Genomic DNA, 14,772 nt, shown 5'->3' with positions numbered 1-14,772 from the left:
AGGGTATGGACGTGGTCGCGAACTGGTTGGGCGTCGACGTGTTGTGATTCCCACCGGCCGTACGCTTTCTGCCGGGTCCGGTCGCGCTCATAGCAGGCGGGACACATCCCGCGTGTGCGCGCGGGCTGCTGCTGGCACGTGACGCACTGGGGCTTTGTCTGTCGGTGGTCGACGCTACGGTCGGCCGCAGCTCCGCCCGCCACATCCGCGGTGGCGGGATTGGGGTGAGGCCCTGGCCGTCGTTGGGAAGCGTCGACCAGGGCCGCGTTCGTAGTGAGGGTCATGACGCTCCACCGTTCGCACGCTCGAAGACTGGACACGATTTCGCTCGTCGATCGTGGGACGGCGCCGATAGAGTTCGTCCTTCAACATCACGAAGGGAACGCAAAGAGTGGCAACACCGAACCCCGAGATCACCCAGGCCGCCACGGAGATCACGGTCTTCAACTGGGTCACCGCAATCGGCAGCGTCAGCGGAGCCCTCATTACTGCTACGTCCGTCGTCGTAGCGGTGGTCTTCGGTATCAAGACGCTGAACCAGACGCGCCGCGATAGCCGCGACCGCTCGCGGCCAATGGTCGCCGCCTACCTCGAGCGTGATCCCCACCCAAGCGGGCTCGGCGCCTACCTCGTGATCGAGAATCTCGGGCAGTCGGTCGCGTACAACGTCCGTGTCACGTTCAGCCCAGCCATCGAAGACACTGGAACTCGTTCTGGTGCGGAGAGCTTCGTGCCTACGCTCCTGCGCCGATACGCTGAACCAATCCCCAACTTGATCCCTGGCGTCGCTCTCCGAAACTTGTGGTACATGCCAGACAGATCCACCACCAACGAGCACAAGGGCTACGTCAATGACGAACCGATCCCGGATCGCGTTACTGCGCGAGTGCGCTACTCCGATGATCCATTGATAAACGCCCGTACCACACACCGATACGACGAGTGCTTCGTACTCGACGTGCAAACGCTTCGCGGCGAATCGATCACCACGCACAGCGACGACCACCTCGGCCTTCATGAGCGCTCCACCAAGGCCATCGAAGCGATGAAGAAAGACGTCAACGCCGTCGCCCAGCGCTGGCTTCGTAAGAACGCTCAGCAGTGACTCGCTGGTTGCGAGATCTGAGTTCATTTCTCCCCGACCCCCAGGCTCTCGGCGACGACCCCCACGAGGTCTCGCGCGGCGGGCGGGGTGACGGCGTTGCCGGCCATGCGGACCTGCTCGCGCCGGTTGCCGAGAACGACGTAGTCGCCGGGGAAGTCCATCGCGGCGATGATCTCGCGGGGCTCGAGCATCCGGAATCGGACGTCGTCGATGTCGACGGTCGGGCGGTCGGCATCGAGAAGTGACTGGTGGCCGCTCGTGGTGATGGTCCGGGCGGGCTCGGCAACCGGGGTTGAATGCTCAGCGCCTGATCCGTTAGAGCTGTTGTTGCGCATCAGGAGTGCGTGCTTCTCCACAGTCGTGACGGTTGGCAGCGGAGCGTCCGTCGACTGCGCGCCACCCTTCCCGTAGTAGGTCGTGACCACGCCATGGTGGTTGCCCGACGCGGTGACAGTGCTGAGCGGATCAGAGACGGGCCGGTGCTTCGATCCGCCGCCGCGCAGCTCGGCCATGAAGGCGAGGCCGGTCTCGCTGCGGGTGGTCATGGTGCGCATCGGCGCCTCGACGGGCGCGGCCTGTTTGCCGTCGCGGCCCTCGACCGGGACGGCGAGCCCGAAATGGTTGCCGCTCGCGCGGATGGTCTGGATCGGTGCCGCGACGTCGCGCACGCGGTACTCGTGGGTGTGTTCGGTGATGAACGGCCCCCAGTACCGGTCGATGCCGGCCTGGATGCGCGCCATGGTCTTGTCGGCGAGCGGGCGGGCGCGGTCGCCGATGCGCTGGCCTTCGAGGGTCCAGTCGATTATGTCGGCGGCCGGCCGGTAGAGCGGTTCGACGATGCTGTTGCGGCACCGCACGTTCGGGCAGCGGTAGACGTACTGGGCGCGGTAGCGGCCCCACGAGCTGTCGGACTTCTTGAACGCCTGCATCGCGGCGACCGGGCCGCAGTCCGCGCAGATGGCGTTCGGGCGGACGACGCGGCCAAGGTCCGGGCGCGGGTTGCCTTTGTGCCAGAACACGACGTACATGCGGTCGCGGGACTGCGGCGCGCCGGGCCCGAACGTCTGGGCGTGCATCGAGTTGAGCATGACGATGTGGTGGTCGTAGCCGAGGCAGTCCATCGCCATCAGCCAGGCGCGGAACGGAACCCAGTGGAAGGCGTCGACGACGTTCTCGACGATGACGGCGCGGTACTGGTGAACCTCGGCGAACCGCGGGACGTCCCACATGGTCGCTCTCGATCTCTCGGCCGCGGCGTCGGGCAGAACTTCGCCGAACAGGTCCGGCTGTGCACCGATCCGTTTGCGGCCCTTCGCAACCGAGTGGTTCGTGCACTCCGGGCTGGCCCACAGGATGTCTGTCGTCGGGAAGTATCGGGGATCGATCTGCGACAGGTCCGCGCATAGATGGTCTGCGTCGGGGTGGTTGTTGTTGTGGGTCTCGACGGCCAGGTCCCAGTGGTTCGAGGCGATCCGGACGGTGACGCCAGGGATGCCGACCGCTCCGGTGGACGAGCCGCCGGCGCCGCAGAAGAGGTCAGTGAGGGTCAGGGTCATGTGTTGGCTCCTGCGGTCGCGGGGGCGGGAGATGTGAGGGTGATCGGTTCGCATCCGGTCCAGTGGAACCAGTTGGCTCCGTCGTGCCCTTTCGGGAGCTGGCAGGGATGGCAGTTGAAGCCCTCACCGACCGTGATGGCGTTGTCGTCGTGCCAGGTGTTGTCACAGGGCTGCCCGCACACTTCGGCGTCAGGATCGAGGAACCGGGCTTCGAGTGTCTCGGGGTCGAACGCGAGATGGCAGTCGTAGCAAACGAAATCGTCGCCGTCGTGCGTGGTTTCGCCGTGGCACGCGCCGCACGCCGGTGCCTGATGATCGGCAGAGGGCAGGGTCATCGGCGCCTCTTCTGCTGGGTGGGGTTGTTCGCCCACATCGGTGGTGTGGTGGTGGGTTTCGGCAGGGCACGCTGCCCGCTCTGTTCGACGGGTTCAGCGGTGTCCTGGACGGTGGTGGTGATCGAGCGGAAGGTGTCGGACATTGCAGCGAACGCCACCTTCAGCCGACGGGCAACCTCGTTGAGTTCAGCGATCGCGGCGACGGCGTTCTGGTGCTTGATGTGGATGTCGTCGCCGTAGGTGAGTCGGTCGGCGCCGTACCCGCATTCGCAGCACATGACGTATCCGTCGGCGGCGTGGACGGGCTGGTGTTCGGCGAGGACCGCGGCCCGGCGGTCGTGCTCGCCGGTCACCGAGCACCCCTCAGTTCTCGAACCTCGCGCGTGAGCCGCGTGATCGTTCCGCGCAGAGGCGCATTCGACGCCTCAGCTCGCCGCGCCCGCTCTTCGACTTCGGCGAGCTTGCCGCCGTCATCGAGGGAGAGGGCGACGTACCCGTGGCCAATGCCGTCGGCGAGCCCCGCGGGCAACACATGGGTGATCCGTCGTTCGACGCGCAGCCACCCCTTCTCCGGCACGGTCATCAGCAACGTGTCGCCGGCCTGGTAGTCACGGTCATGAACGCGGATCTCGACGTTCTTCGTGAGGTCGCGGACGTGGTAATACCAGCGCTCATTGATCTTGAGTTCGTGGATCATTTAGCAGTCCTGTGTCCTCGAGCGGGGTGCGGAGTAGGCGTTGCGGCCGGCGGGGTCGACGATCTGCCAGCGCCGTGAAGCCCAGAGGGGATGTGAGGTGCGTCCGAGCGCGGCGCCGATCGTGGAGGCCGATTCGGGTTCGAGGACGCCGTCGAGATCGTGGAGGGTGAACACCCCCGACGTCATGCCCGCTCCCGGAGCAGCTCGACGACGGCCTGGATCGCGCGGGGGTGGACCTCGGTCATGGTGGCGTCCGGGGCGGCGAGGATGACCCGCTCGTACGCGTCGAGCGCTCGAGCCAGGACAGCGCCGTGTTGTCGGTCGTGGGCTTCGATCTGGTCCGCGCGCTTTCGGAGTGTGGCCGCGTTGGTGAACCACTCGTGGGGATCGGGTGCTCCGTCGTCCATACCGACGCCCTCGAGGACTCCGGCGGCACGACGGAGCTGGTCGGGGTCGGCGTGGTCGATGACCCCGGCGTCGACCACGTCGTCGGGTGACCGCAGCATCCCGGCCGAGTCGAGCGCGATTGCGTGTCTCCGGTAGGTCTCCTTGCCGTTGTCGGTCAAGCTCTCCCACTGCGCGAACCCCGGACCGGGGGGTGTCTCGTCGTCGCAGATGACCTTCGCCGCCTGGTCGATCAGGCGTGTCTGCTCACTCACTGACCTGCTCCTCCTGCGCGGTGGTCTCGTCGAGGATGCTGGCGACGGTGTCGGTGAGCACCTTCTCTCCGTCGTCTTCGTTGGCGAGCTGTTCGAGCATGCCGATCACCGTGGTGGCTTCGTCGGCTGTCAGCGGGGTGTCGTCGCCGATCGTGCGTGAGATCAGAGCCTCGGTGACGGCCTTCCGCTTGGCCTTGAATGTTGCTGCTGTGCCGCCGATCCCGGCGCGCGAAAACAACTGATTGAGACGACGCATGTCGTCCTTCGACGGGGCCGCAGTCTCGGACTCGGTCGACTCCCCCACCGCTTCGGCCGCCTCGGTGGCCGGCGCGTCAGGCTCAGGCGCAGGCTTCGGCGCGGCGATGCCCAGTCGTGCACGCAGCTCGTCGACACCGGGCGCGGCCGCCTCGTTCCGGACCCGACGTGGCCCGTTCTCGGGGGTCTCGGATTCGAGGTCTTCGCGGGTGTAGGCGATGCCGAGGAGCACGTCCGGTGCGAGTCGTCGGCACACCTCGGCCGCGGCCTTCGCGTACAGCATGGCCTGCGGATCGGTCAGGTACTTCTCGTTCCCGATCAGATTTCCCTTGGCGTTGACCTTGAACTTGCCGGTCTGTTCGTCGATCGTCGGGACATACCCGGCCTTCTCAGCGCGCTCGATCGTCCACGTCGATCCCTCCGCCGTGCCGTCCGGTGCCTGGCCGAGAACGGTCACCGACTCGTCGGTCGATGACTCGGTCCAGATCTTGAAGCCTCTCGACTTCAGCAGCGCGACCATCGTTCTCGCGTAGATCGCCGGTGTGCCGTGCACAACGAAGATCTGCTGCAACGACTGAATGGGAGTGAGGCCGAGTTCGGCGCCGTAGAGGATCGCTGCGGTGCCGTCCTGCGGCTTCCCGCGGTAAGTCGACGGGACGAGCGCGGTCCCACACATCGCTTCGGCAAGCTCGTACGCGGTCTGCATCGCCTTCGCGTGCTCCATCAGCTGGGCGACGGACTGCGACTGCATCGGCTGGGATGGCGGCAGGACCGACAGCGAATCGGCGGCGGGAGTGTGGGCGACATCGGTGGTGGTGGTGGTCATGCGTGCTGCCTTTCGTGCTGGCGGATGGTGTACTCAGCGGCCCGGTAGGACCACTCGGGAAGATCGATGCGGTGGATGATCTCGGGGTATCCGGGCCACCGGTCGTTGGTGACGCAGTCGGCGTAGAGGTCGACTGCGACGCGGTTGAGGGATCGGCCGACGGCGACCGCCTCGGCGGGGAGTTCGATGACCGAGCACAGGAACGGGCGGGTCTTCTCGATCGCGAAGAACAGGAACTGGGCGTCGATTCCCTGCGCGGCGAGGCCGTCGCGGTAGAACGCCTCTTGCTGGTGGTAGCCGTAGTCGGCGCACGACTTCGCGAAGTCTCGGGGCGCGGCCGATTTCGTCGTCTTGACGTCGACGACCATCGGCCCGGTCATCCAGTCCGGCCGGCACCGCAGCCGCATGCCGGTCTGCTCGTCGTGCCAGTACGCGGATTTCTCGGGCACGCCTTCGGCGAACAGCAGCTCGCCGAGCGGGTGTGATTTTGCGGCCACGGCGAGCTGCTCGCCTTGCGCGTACGTGTCGGCGAGGACCGGGACCTGCCCGTCCGCGCGCGCCTGGTCGCGGGCCTCCTTCGCGGCCTTCGTGCGCCAGTCCTTCGCGTCGATGATCGCGATGCTCGACCCCTCCCCCAGGATCAGGGCGTGGGCGACGTGTCCGAAGTCGTAGTCCGCCTTCTCCACCCGCGGGGCGTACTTGAACTTCGCGGGACCGCCGGCCTCGAGGAGCGTGCGTGCCCCGGATGACGAGAGTGAGTCGGGATCGCCGTGGTAGTCGAGGTCCGAGATGCCCTCGTAGATGCCGTCTTCGGCGGGGATTGTCACAGCGCCGACACCTCCAGCAGTACGTCGGACATCTGCGCGATGCGGCGGCCACACATGCACGTCCCGGGCCCGCATCGCAGTCCGTCGGCGATGATGTCGCGGAGGTCTTCGAGGTGGGATTCGCAGATCGGGCGGGAGAAGGTGGAGCATCGGCCCGCTCGGAGCTCGTCGATGTTGCGGGCACAATGCGTCGTGACCCGCCACACCGCGGGCGCCTCGCACTGGCATTGCGGGTGGTCGCACAGCGCGTACTCGCACGCCACCTCGGCGTCGAGGTCGGGTAGCGCGTCGGTGATCGCGTCGGGGTGGATCGCGGGAGACGTCATGGACATTCTCCTTTGTGGATGAGGTGGCAATGGGGGCAGACGGTTTCGCGTTTGCGTCGTTCGATGTCTTCGGCTCGGAGTCCGGCGATGCCGCGGGCGCAGTCGGCGTGCATGAGGACTGCGCGCCGGTCGCGGGGTTCGATGCGGGTGAACGCGACGTCGTCGCCCTGACCGAACCAGCGCCCGCACTCGGGGTGCTTGCACTTCGCCGGGAACTTGGCGGGAAACACACCACTCATGGCTCGGACCTTTCGAGGGTGGTGGCCGGCCGCACCGACGACGTCGCGTCGACACGAACGGTCGTCGGTGCGGCCGCGGTCATCGGGTCTCGCTCACTCGCAGGCTGTACGTCGGCAATTCCCCTGGGCGGTCACCGTGCTGCTGGTGGAACGTGACCGACGCGTCCGGGGTCCACCCCTCGCCCTCGCACTCTCGTATAAACGCGCCGAGATCACCGAGGGTCAGGCTTCGCGTGGTTGTGAGCTCGGTCGTTCGGGTCGTGCGAGCGCGAGCCGCAGCGGCGTCCTTCACCGGTCGAACCTGGTGGCGAGGACGGGCTTGCCGCCGAGATGCGTTTCGATCTGCTCGACGACGTCCGCCCACGCGGCGCGCAGCACGTTGCGAGTGGGCTTCAGCTTGATCGTCAGCAGCAGCCGCCCGTGGTCTGTGTTGAACCGGAACCAGCCCTCGACCTTGTAGGTGTCGAGCCCCTCCCACGGACGGATCGCCAGGGTGACGGTCTGCGGGATTTCCAGGCGCGACGCTCGGCCAGCCGCGCCGGCGGTCGCGGTGGTCTCAGTGCGGTACTCGAGCGCCTGCGAGCCGTTCGACCGGTCGACTGCGGACTCGAAGACGCCCTTGCTGGTGGCGCGGATCGAGTTGATGACCTCGACGAGGTCGGCCTGGTCCGGGTCGACGACCGTGTGGAGGAGTTCCTCGACGGCGTCGCCGAACTCGATCTGCGGGAAGTACTTTCCGGACAGTCGGTGCCACGCGACCCAGTCGTCGTCGGCGCGCAGCTCCAAGCGCAACCGGTTGTCGCGGAGGCCCGCGCCGTCGGCGTTGTGGTCGTTGTAGATGGCTTCGATGCGGCCCTTCGTCTCGTCACCCCACAACGTCGAAAGTTCGGGTGCGATCGGGTACCGGTCGAGTTCCGCGAGGAACGACGGCACGTCGGTGACGAGGCGAGTTCCTTCCTCGGCCGACCGGGTGACGCCGGGGATGAACTCGCGGAGATCGACGGTTTCGACCTGGAGCCCCTTGTCCTTCGTGGTGGCCGCGATGATCCCGATGCCCTGCTGGATCCCGGGTGTCTCGGAGGGGTCGACGAGTAGGAGCTTCTGCGCGTCGTCGTCCTGCACCAGCTGTTCCTTGAAGTTGATCGTCATGTGTCAGTTGCCTTTCGGGGCTTGGATTTTCTCGACGGGTGCGTCGAAGAGGGGTTCCTGTTTCGGGTCGTTGCGGTGGAGGGTGTTGTCGTCGCCGGGGAACCACATCGACCGGCGCGGCTCGATGGGGACCTTCGCGGTGACGGCGTCGGCGACCTTCACCATCGACTTGATCTCCTTGTCCCGGGAGACGGTGAGTTTCACCGTCACCGACCCGGGTTTGCCGGTCTCCATCACGGCCTCGACGACCTCGGCAAGCTTCTTGCTCGCTTCGGTGTGGGCGCGGCCCTTCGCGTGGCCAAGGAGTACGGCTGCGAAGTCCTGTTCTTCGGTGTCGCTCACTGAGATTCCCTTCCTGGGTTGATAATTCGGAAACAGGTGACGCACACTTCGTCGCGGAACGGGTCGCCGCACGACTTGCACTGGTTCACGCGATGCGGCCGTGGTCGACGCGGAGGAAGTCGAGGTCGTCGTCCTCGTCGTCGAGGTCGGCGTCGGTGAGCCAGCTGTTGACGCGCGGCACGTAGCTCGCGACACAAACGAGGACCGCTCCCCAGAAGGTCGCGGCGAATTGCAGCGACGCGACGGAGGGAGCCGTTCGGACGAGGACGATGTCGAGGAAGGTGTTCATGCTGAAGCTCCTGAGGTGTTGAGAGCGAGGACGCGGAGGATGCGGACGATTTCGTCGTTCGATTCGGCGATGCGGTCGAGGCGGGCGAGGACCGCGTCGGCGGGCGGAGGGGTCTCCCCGATCAGGACTTCCCGGAGGCCGGCGGTCGGGACGCTGTATCGGCCGCCGATCAAGATGACTCGCACAGGGAACTCGTCGTCGGCGGCGAGCTTGTACGCCAGCGCTTTCGAGATCCCGAGCGCCTCGGCGGCGGTGCGCAGGTCTGTGGCGACCCCGAGGGAGTCGAGTTGCGCGCGGGTGAAGGTCACGCAGCATCACCCTTGCTGTGGTCAGACAAGATGCGCTGCAACCCTTTCGGCGTGACTCTTGGCTGTGGCGGGTCGAGGACGAGGACACCGGTCTTCGGGTGGTAGTGCGACTGGGGAATGACCGACATCCATCCGGTTTCGATGGCGGACTGGCGGACGCGCCAACGACCGTCGGAGGCGCGGTAGATCCAGCCGTACTCGCGGTCGAGGAGGTTGAACAGGCGGTTCTGTCCGACCTTCACGCCTGCGCGAGTGAGCGACTTGGCGGCGTCGGCGACGGACAGGTCACCGTCTGCGGTGAGAAGTTTGTCGGCGACCTTGGCTCTCGGTTCGAGTTCCCGCACCTGCGCCTCGGCCCGGTCGGCCCGCTCGGCTTCGTCTGCGGCGGCGCGCAGAGCCGCGGCGTAGGTCTGCGGAATGGCCGGCGCGGCGGACGTGGTCTCTGCTTCGCGGGTCTTGATGACGAAGTAGGTCTGCGCGGCGGCAATCTCAGTCTTACGGGGATCGCCGTTGAGCGCGACGAGGTAACAGGCATAGCGGGAGAGGTGGAAGTTCTCGGCAGCGGGGCCACTGGGTGCGACTTTGCGGGCGCCCGCAAAGTGGTGGACCGGATCGGTTCCGGAGTTGCTGCAGGCGACACGGGCGCGGTGGATGGCGTTGGCGAAGTCGCGCCACACGCTGTAGCCGAGCAAGGGCATGAGCTCGCGGGCTGACCAGTACTCGCGGCCCTCGGGTGTGAAATTGCGGATTGCATCGAACGGTGACGTCTCGGACACCTGGTCTAGTTGTCTATGCTCGTGCTGCACGGCAACTCCTTTCCAGTTGCTTGCGGAGACCCGTCGAGCTGCAACTCGGCGGGTTCGTGCGTTCAGCGGCGGGTGGTGCCCGACCCGGCGACCCCGCGGGCGGCCGATGACGCGTCCGATTCCGGGTCGGGCTGCGCGTGGCCGACGGCGCCGCGCGCTCTCCCACACCCGCACCGGCGGACGTCGGAGTGATCTGTGAAGTTCGGGTTCGTGTCGTGGCCGGTGATCCAATCCAGCGCGCCGGCGATGAGCACCCGACCGTTCGCGTGGTTCTCGGCCCTTCGCCGGTCCTGTCGTGCCGCTGCGGACTCGAACTGCGCCATGTGGAACGACCCGAAGCTCATCAGGCACTGACCTTCTGAGCGTTTCGTCCGCTGGCTGCGGATTGATTGACCACAAAGAGGAGCGACAAGGGGACCTCGAGTGCCTCCGCGATGCGCTCGGCGAGCTGCGGGGTGCAGGTGGTCTTTCGTTCGAGGCAGAGCGCACTGATGAACGACTTCGAACATCCTGCGTATCGCGCCAGGCGAGCCATGGACATCTTGCGTTGCTCCATGATCGCCCGCAGTGTCGCTGCGGATTCGAGTTTCATCCAACTCCCCTTGGGCCATCGTCTGTGTGCCATGTCATCCTCTCTTGGTGTACGTCTCGGTGTCAAGTGACTGCGGATAATTAGCTCACCTATGGTGTACCCCTGTCAAGAACTTACATCGATGTATTTCCGCTAGCTGCGGATATGCGGCACCATGGGAAGGGATTTGTGGTGTACGCGCAATCGGCACATTCGTCGAAATCGAGGTGTCCGGTTCAGTGCACGGGGGGATTGCTCGATCGACTTGTGGAGGAAACCGTGGGCGATGTGAAAACGCCAGCACTGTGGAGCCTGATTCAGGCCCACCTCGACGAGTACGGAGTTACCGATGCCGAGTTCGCCCGACGCATGGGCGTCAGCCCGCAAACCCTCAACTCCTGGAAGAAGCGGGGCGTCCGGCAACTGCCCTCACGCGACAAGCTCGAGTCAGTCGCAGAGCTCACCCGGAACACCTACGCCCACGTGCTCGACGCCGCGCTTGTTGACGCCGGATACCGCAACGAACTGCGAGCCGAAGTCGTCGAAGTCGCCCAACGGATCCGAGACCTCGGCGCCGAATACTGGGATGCCCTCGACGACCTCATCGAAGAGCTGCGCCAGGAGCATTATGCCCGCATCGCAGCTCAGCGTCCCAAGCTCAGCGAGCTCATCGGCGACGGCACTCCGCCGACCACGGCCACGCGACCGACGGGCGAAGCCAAGTCGCGCGAGAAGAACCGCGGCGGGGGGAGCCTGCCGGACAAGATTCGTGACGCCGGCAAACGCGTGACGAACACTCGACTGGGTCTCGCGGCCGAATCCGATCAATCCAGCGACAACACGTTGCCTGCCTCTTACGACACCGACCCGCTTTCTGCGGACTCAACATCCAACGTCTCGGAAGAGGTTGAAGATCTCTCAGTCGCTGCACGTCGCGGCCGGGGCAAGACGAAGGGCGAGCAGCTTCGCGACCGCGATGCGCAACTGGGTGAGGAGTCGCAGGTGGCTCCGGACGAGGAGAACTAAGTCGTGCCGAAGCGGACAATGACGATCAGCAGACTGTGGTTTCACGAGTTCCGAAAGCCCTCGATGGTCCAGGACCTCCCCCTCCTCCCCGACGGGCGAGACCTCATCGACGTGTTCGAAGCCCACGCGAACTTGGCGAAGTCGAGCAGTCTCGTCCGAAACCGCAACGAGACGTATGCAGTCGTGACAAACGTCGATCGGGATGACCGAGCGCTCACGGTCACTTTCCGGTCCGGCAGGTTTGGCGAAGACGGAGAGATCACGGACGTCGGTTCCGGCGCCAGTAGAGGGACCTTCAGGCGAACGGACGCGACGACGGTTATCACACACGGCGTGTTGCTAGTACCCAGGAGTGGTACCAGCGCACTCGCCTTCACCGAACGTTCCGGTGGCTTCGGGGGGATGTCACATCTCGTCGAGACCTTCAACGAGTGGTTCGATGGCGTGTTCCACGATCACCGGATGAAGCGTGACACCGTGGTTCAGTCTGACGCGTGGCTGAAACGTGCCGACCTGATGAAGGTTACGGGGACGATCCGCAAGCACAAATCGGACATTGCGACCGATGGTCAGGACGAGGTGCTGGGCACGCTGAAACACGTGATCGAGCCGGGCGGCCGGGAGAAGTACTTTCCCAGACGTCTGCGAGATCGCCTGATGGAGAACAAGATCAACCGAAACAAGTTTCTTGCCTTCGATGAGAGCGACGTGGTTGACGAGATCGACATCACCCTCGGTGACGGCGACCAGGAGAAGACGTTCGAGATCGACGACGAGAAGACCCCGACCTTACGGCTCGTCCTCACGAAGAGCGGGGAATCTCCGCTATCCGCGGAGAAGGTGAAGAAGCGGGCGATGTCGGAGGCGGCCGATATCTTCGCTCACTACGACGTAGAGTGGGTGTCCTCGTAGGTGTCCGGAAGGTGGTGACCTGCTGTGGATAGCAAGTTCAGTGTCCTGCCGACGATCCGCGCGCATTACCGGACGTTCGTAAACGACGCCACAGGCGAACCGCACAAGACGGACTACATGATCGCACTCGGGGCCCCCGCGGTGACTGGACTTATCGTGTCCGCGACGATGGGCGCCAAGGGCCTCGTAATGAACGAGATCGGCGCCTATATCAGCGGCGTCGCGATTTTCACCGCGCTCCTCTTCGCTCTCGTCATCTACGTCTTCCAACTACGCATGCAGCTCGATGTGGATCAACGGGTGTCGCCGACGGGCAGACTCATCCGACTCGTTGACCAACTGTTCTCGAACGTGAACTACGCGGTCGTGATCGGAGTCGCGACAACCGTCACGGCCATGATCGCCGCCGCGTTCGCCAAAGACGGCGCGGTGAACTACGTGTGGGGCGGCATACTCGCTACGCTCGGGCTGCACCTGGTCCTGGTCGTGCTCATGTGCATTAAACGGGTTCAGTCAGCGTTCGGCCAGATTCGGCGTTTGCCCCGAACGACATCGGTGTAATTCCTGGTCAGAGCGTTTCTTGTCGGTGGTCATACCTACCGTCCTAACGCATGACGACCTACCACCCATGGCGAGACGCTCGCCGCCGACGCCATCTCGCGATCGAGTTCGTCGACAATCTGCCCGCCGGTGTGAGGGGCCGGATCACCGGCGACACGATCGAGGTGAACCGGCACATGTTGGGCGACGAGCGCCGGTGCACTATCGCGCACGAGCTCGTCCACGATGAGCGTCGCGTCTTCCCTACCGACCGCGTCCTACGGGCACGGGAGGAGCTGCGGGTAGAGCGGATAGCCGCACGCCGGCTGATCGCACTCGAGCGGCTCATCGACGCGCTGGTGTGGACTCGGCGCACCGAGGAGGTTGCCGAGGAGCTGTGGGTGGACGTCCCGATGCTCGTCGCGCTGGTGCAGTCGCTCACCGACCGGGAGCGCGACTGGATCGACGCCCAGTTACGCGAGCGGGGCGTCGCGTGACCGACGACGACCGGAGAATCCTCGACTTCGCTGGCCTCCGCTGGCATCACAGCGGCAACCAGGCCGACGCCATCCGGGCACAGTTCGACATGACCGTCACCCGGTTCCATCAGCGCGTGAACACCCTGCTCGACGACCCAGAAGCGCTAGCGTATGCACCACAGCTCGTGAATCGCCTGCGCCGCATCCGATCCACCCGAGCCCAACGGAGATCCCGACCATGAATCGACCAGCCTGATGGCGCGCCCACCACTCCCCCTCGGCACCTGGGGCAAGATCGGCCGCACCCAGATAGCGCCGGGCCGGTGGCGGGCCCGCGCCCGCTACCGCGACCACGACGGCAAGACACGCACCGTGGAGCGCTTCGGCACCTCAGGCGCCAGGGCTGAGCGCGCGCTCCTCGACGCGCTCGCCCAGCGGCGGCGCCCCGGCGGCTCGGTCGTCGACATCACCCGGGCCACCCGCATCTCGGAACTGGCCGCGCTCTGGCTCGCCAAGCGGGTCGAGTCGGGCGACTACGCCGCCGGCACACTCGACAACGACCGCGAGCTCATCGCTCTGCACATCGTGCCCGGGCTCGGTGACATACGAGTCTGCGAGGCCTCCGTCGGCGTGCTCGACGCGTTCATCCGCGCCGTACCGACCGACTCGCGGTCTCGGCAGTGCCGAACCGTGCTCTCGGGAATGCTGACCCTCGCGGCGCAGCACGACGCGATCGAGCGCAACCCGATGGTCGACACCACCCGCCGGTCCTCGACGCCGGCCGAAGCGCGCGCGCTGAGCGTCGATGAGCTACAGCAGCTGCGGATCCGGATCGCGACGTGGTCCGGCACCAACCAGTTCGGCCCGAAGCGCGGCGTCGACTTCCCCGATCTCGCCGACTGCCTCATCGGGTCGGGCGGCCGCATCAGTGAGGTCCTGGCGTTCCAGTGGAAGCACGTCCAGTGGGCCACTGATCTCGCCCCGGCGATGGTGTACCTCGCTGGAGCGATCAACAAGCGCGGCGAGTACCAGCCACGGCCGAAGACGGCGACGAGCCAGCATTGGCTGATCCTGCCGGACTTCATGGTCTCCGCGCTCGAGCGTCAGCGCGAACGGAATCTCCCGTCGAACGAGCTCGGGCTGGTGTTCCCCTCGCGCGACGGCGGCCCACGCACTACCGCGAACACCCGGCGCCAGTTCCGTGATGCGCGCCGCACGATCGTCGTCGACCAGGACGGCCGCCCGGACGGTCCCGCGGACATGTTCGAGTGGGTGACGCCGAAGACGTTCCGCAAGACTGTGGCGACGATCCTCGCTGACGAGGTCGGTATGGAAGCTGCGGCCGAGCAGCTCGGGCACACATCGCCGGAGATCACGCGCCGGCACTACGTGCAGCGAAAGAGGGTGACCGGCGATGTGCGGCACGTCCTCGATCGCCTCGCGCCGGTTTCCGGTGGGTTTTCGGTGGGCAACGAAAAAAGCGGCCCCACCCGGGTTGCGGGTGAGGCCGTCTGAACTGCTGTTT

At 65.8% G+C, this 14,772-nt stretch carries 24 protein-coding genes; 7 read left to right on the top strand and 17 right to left on the bottom strand.

The genetic code is table 11. The features are described 5' to 3' along the window. Positions 1-391: 391 nt before the first annotated feature. Entirely contained in the window at positions 392-1,105 is a 714-nt protein-coding gene (locus KTR9_RS07715; protein ID WP_014925920.1) for a hypothetical protein, read from the top strand. A 23-nt stretch (positions 1,106-1,128) separates the two neighbouring features. Here KTR9_RS07715 and KTR9_RS07710 read toward each other — a convergent pair whose 3' ends face one another. The 17 genes from KTR9_RS07710 to KTR9_RS07625 all read right to left on the bottom strand — a co-directional run bounded on the left by KTR9_RS07710 (position 1,129) and on the right by KTR9_RS07625 (position 10,311). Further along, positions 1,129-2,661, bottom strand: a complete 1,533-nt coding sequence (locus tag KTR9_RS07710; protein WP_049942580.1) for a DNA cytosine methyltransferase — start codon at positions 2,659-2,661, stop codon at positions 1,129-1,131. Next, the gene (locus KTR9_RS07705) at positions 2,658-2,996 is read right to left on the bottom strand and encodes a hypothetical protein (RefSeq protein ID WP_044506206.1); all 339 of its coding nucleotides are present in this window, start codon (positions 2,994-2,996) and stop codon (positions 2,658-2,660) included. Before KTR9_RS07705 ends, KTR9_RS07710 begins: the two co-directional genes overlap by 4 nt. After that, positions 2,993-3,349, bottom strand: coding sequence for a hypothetical protein (locus KTR9_RS07700; RefSeq protein ID WP_044506204.1), 357 nt, complete (start codon positions 3,347-3,349; stop codon positions 2,993-2,995). The genes KTR9_RS07705 and KTR9_RS07700 overlap by 4 nt, the downstream gene beginning before the upstream one ends. Further along, positions 3,346-3,693 (bottom strand): DUF3850 domain-containing protein, encoded by a 348-nt coding sequence (locus KTR9_RS26510; RefSeq protein WP_014925918.1) that lies wholly within the window; start codon positions 3,691-3,693, stop codon positions 3,346-3,348. Before KTR9_RS26510 ends, KTR9_RS07700 begins: the two co-directional genes overlap by 4 nt. Continuing rightward, positions 3,694-3,879: a hypothetical protein gene (locus KTR9_RS07690; RefSeq protein WP_044506202.1), complete on the bottom strand. Its 186-nt coding sequence runs from the start codon at positions 3,877-3,879 to the stop codon at positions 3,694-3,696. Beyond that, positions 3,876-4,352, bottom strand: a complete 477-nt coding sequence (locus KTR9_RS07685; protein WP_044506200.1) for a hypothetical protein — start codon at positions 4,350-4,352, stop codon at positions 3,876-3,878. The genes KTR9_RS07690 and KTR9_RS07685 overlap by 4 nt, the downstream gene beginning before the upstream one ends. Further along, on the bottom strand, positions 4,345-5,433 hold the full coding sequence (locus KTR9_RS26505; protein ID WP_014925916.1) for a hypothetical protein: 1,089 nt from the start codon (positions 5,431-5,433) through the stop codon (positions 4,345-4,347). The genes KTR9_RS07685 and KTR9_RS26505 overlap by 8 nt, the downstream gene beginning before the upstream one ends. Then, positions 5,430-6,260: a PD-(D/E)XK nuclease-like domain-containing protein gene (locus KTR9_RS07675; RefSeq protein WP_044506198.1), complete on the bottom strand. Its 831-nt coding sequence runs from the start codon at positions 6,258-6,260 to the stop codon at positions 5,430-5,432. Before KTR9_RS07675 ends, KTR9_RS26505 begins: the two co-directional genes overlap by 4 nt. After that, a complete protein-coding gene (locus KTR9_RS07670; protein WP_148281161.1) occupies positions 6,257-6,586 on the bottom strand; it encodes a hypothetical protein in 330 nt (109 codons plus the stop codon). The genes KTR9_RS07675 and KTR9_RS07670 overlap by 4 nt, the downstream gene beginning before the upstream one ends. Further along, a complete protein-coding gene (locus tag KTR9_RS07665; protein ID WP_044506194.1) occupies positions 6,583-6,825 on the bottom strand; it encodes a hypothetical protein in 243 nt (80 codons plus the stop codon). Before KTR9_RS07665 ends, KTR9_RS07670 begins: the two co-directional genes overlap by 4 nt. A 288-nt stretch (positions 6,826-7,113) precedes the next feature. Beyond that, the gene (locus KTR9_RS07655) at positions 7,114-7,974 is read right to left on the bottom strand and encodes a DUF2303 family protein (RefSeq protein ID WP_014925914.1); all 861 of its coding nucleotides are present in this window, start codon (positions 7,972-7,974) and stop codon (positions 7,114-7,116) included. Positions 7,975-7,977: 3 nt separating this feature from the next. Next, on the bottom strand, positions 7,978-8,316 hold the full coding sequence (locus tag KTR9_RS07650) for a hypothetical protein (protein ID WP_014925913.1): 339 nt from the start codon (positions 8,314-8,316) through the stop codon (positions 7,978-7,980). 85 nt (positions 8,317-8,401) lie between these two features. Then, entirely contained in the window at positions 8,402-8,605 is a 204-nt protein-coding gene (locus KTR9_RS07645) for a hypothetical protein (protein ID WP_044506190.1), read from the bottom strand. After that, positions 8,602-8,913 carry a hypothetical protein gene (locus KTR9_RS27710; RefSeq protein WP_014925912.1) on the bottom strand — a complete coding sequence of 104 codons (312 nt, stop codon included), beginning with the start codon at positions 8,911-8,913 and terminating at the stop codon, positions 8,602-8,604. The genes KTR9_RS07645 and KTR9_RS27710 overlap by 4 nt, the downstream gene beginning before the upstream one ends. After that, positions 8,910-9,719, bottom strand: a complete 810-nt coding sequence (locus KTR9_RS26500; protein WP_148281160.1) for a phage antirepressor KilAC domain-containing protein — start codon at positions 9,717-9,719, stop codon at positions 8,910-8,912. Before KTR9_RS26500 ends, KTR9_RS27710 begins: the two co-directional genes overlap by 4 nt. Positions 9,720-9,781: 62 nt before the next feature. Next, positions 9,782-10,063 carry a hypothetical protein gene (locus KTR9_RS07630; protein WP_044506188.1) on the bottom strand — a complete coding sequence of 94 codons (282 nt, stop codon included), beginning with the start codon at positions 10,061-10,063 and terminating at the stop codon, positions 9,782-9,784. Beyond that, positions 10,063-10,311 carry a helix-turn-helix domain-containing protein gene (locus KTR9_RS07625; RefSeq protein ID WP_044506186.1) on the bottom strand — a complete coding sequence of 83 codons (249 nt, stop codon included), beginning with the start codon at positions 10,309-10,311 and terminating at the stop codon, positions 10,063-10,065. Before KTR9_RS07625 ends, KTR9_RS07630 begins: the two co-directional genes overlap by 1 nt. Positions 10,312-10,569: 258 nt before the next feature. On the opposite strand from KTR9_RS07625, the gene KTR9_RS27705 reads away from it, so the two are divergent. Genes KTR9_RS27705 through KTR9_RS07595 form a run of 6 tightly spaced genes read left to right on the top strand, consistent with a single transcriptional unit; the run spans position 10,570 to position 14,762 of the window. After that, a complete protein-coding gene (locus tag KTR9_RS27705; protein WP_193363234.1) occupies positions 10,570-11,316 on the top strand; it encodes a helix-turn-helix domain-containing protein in 747 nt (248 codons plus the stop codon). 3 nt (positions 11,317-11,319) lie between these two features. Beyond that, positions 11,320-12,228 carry a hypothetical protein gene (locus tag KTR9_RS07615; protein ID WP_148281159.1) on the top strand — a complete coding sequence of 303 codons (909 nt, stop codon included), beginning with the start codon at positions 11,320-11,322 and terminating at the stop codon, positions 12,226-12,228. Between the two features lie 24 nt (positions 12,229-12,252). Continuing rightward, positions 12,253-12,789, top strand: a complete 537-nt coding sequence (locus KTR9_RS07610) for a hypothetical protein (protein WP_014925907.1) — start codon at positions 12,253-12,255, stop codon at positions 12,787-12,789. 50 nt (positions 12,790-12,839) lie between these two features. After that, positions 12,840-13,265 (top strand): hypothetical protein, encoded by a 426-nt coding sequence (locus tag KTR9_RS27700; RefSeq protein WP_044506183.1) that lies wholly within the window; start codon positions 12,840-12,842, stop codon positions 13,263-13,265. After that, positions 13,262-13,489, top strand: a complete 228-nt coding sequence (locus KTR9_RS07600; protein WP_014925905.1) for a DUF3263 domain-containing protein — start codon at positions 13,262-13,264, stop codon at positions 13,487-13,489. Before KTR9_RS27700 ends, KTR9_RS07600 begins: the two co-directional genes overlap by 4 nt. 13 nt (positions 13,490-13,502) lie before the next feature. After that, entirely contained in the window at positions 13,503-14,762 is a 1,260-nt protein-coding gene (locus tag KTR9_RS07595; RefSeq protein WP_014925904.1) for a tyrosine-type recombinase/integrase, read from the top strand. Positions 14,763-14,772 lie beyond the last annotated feature (10 nt).

The sequence above is a fragment of the Gordonia sp. KTR9 genome (assembly GCF_000143885.2).
Classification (GTDB): Bacteria; Actinomycetota; Actinomycetes; order Mycobacteriales; family Mycobacteriaceae; genus Gordonia.
Note: the sequence above shows the minus strand (reverse complement) of the source record. Positions and strands in the feature narration are given on the sequence as shown.

What these genes read in the sequence shown, in the direction of transcription:
- KTR9_RS07630 (WP_044506188.1), bottom strand. Translation starts at nt 10,063, where the DNA reads ATGAGCTTCGGGTCGTTCCACATGGCGCAGTTCGAGTCCGCAGCGGCA.
- KTR9_RS07705 (WP_044506206.1), bottom strand. Translation starts at nt 2,996, where the DNA reads ATGACCCTGCCCTCTGCCGATCATCAGGCACCGGCGTGCGGCGCGTGC.
- KTR9_RS07665 (WP_044506194.1), bottom strand. Translation starts at nt 6,825, where the DNA reads ATGAGTGGTGTGTTTCCCGCCAAGTTCCCGGCGAAGTGCAAGCACCCC.
- KTR9_RS07670 (WP_148281161.1), bottom strand. Translation starts at nt 6,586, where the DNA reads ATGACGTCTCCCGCGATCCACCCCGACGCGATCACCGACGCGCTACCC.
- KTR9_RS07710 (WP_049942580.1), bottom strand. Translation starts at nt 2,661, where the DNA reads ATGACCCTGACCCTCACTGACCTCTTCTGCGGCGCCGGCGGCTCGTCC.
- KTR9_RS07595 (WP_014925904.1), top strand. Translation starts at nt 13,503, where the DNA reads ATGGCGCGCCCACCACTCCCCCTCGGCACCTGGGGCAAGATCGGCCGC.
- KTR9_RS26505 (WP_014925916.1), bottom strand. Translation starts at nt 5,433, where the DNA reads ATGACCACCACCACCACCGATGTCGCCCACACTCCCGCCGCCGATTCG.
- KTR9_RS07655 (WP_014925914.1), bottom strand. Translation starts at nt 7,974, where the DNA reads ATGACGATCAACTTCAAGGAACAGCTGGTGCAGGACGACGACGCGCAG.
- KTR9_RS26510 (WP_014925918.1), bottom strand. Translation starts at nt 3,693, where the DNA reads ATGATCCACGAACTCAAGATCAATGAGCGCTGGTATTACCACGTCCGC.
- KTR9_RS07625 (WP_044506186.1), bottom strand. Translation starts at nt 10,311, where the DNA reads ATGAAACTCGAATCCGCAGCGACACTGCGGGCGATCATGGAGCAACGC.
- KTR9_RS27700 (WP_044506183.1), top strand. Translation starts at nt 12,840, where the DNA reads ATGACGACCTACCACCCATGGCGAGACGCTCGCCGCCGACGCCATCTC.
- KTR9_RS07645 (WP_044506190.1), bottom strand. Translation starts at nt 8,605, where the DNA reads ATGAACACCTTCCTCGACATCGTCCTCGTCCGAACGGCTCCCTCCGTC.
- KTR9_RS07690 (WP_044506202.1), bottom strand. Translation starts at nt 3,879, where the DNA reads ATGACGTCGGGGGTGTTCACCCTCCACGATCTCGACGGCGTCCTCGAA.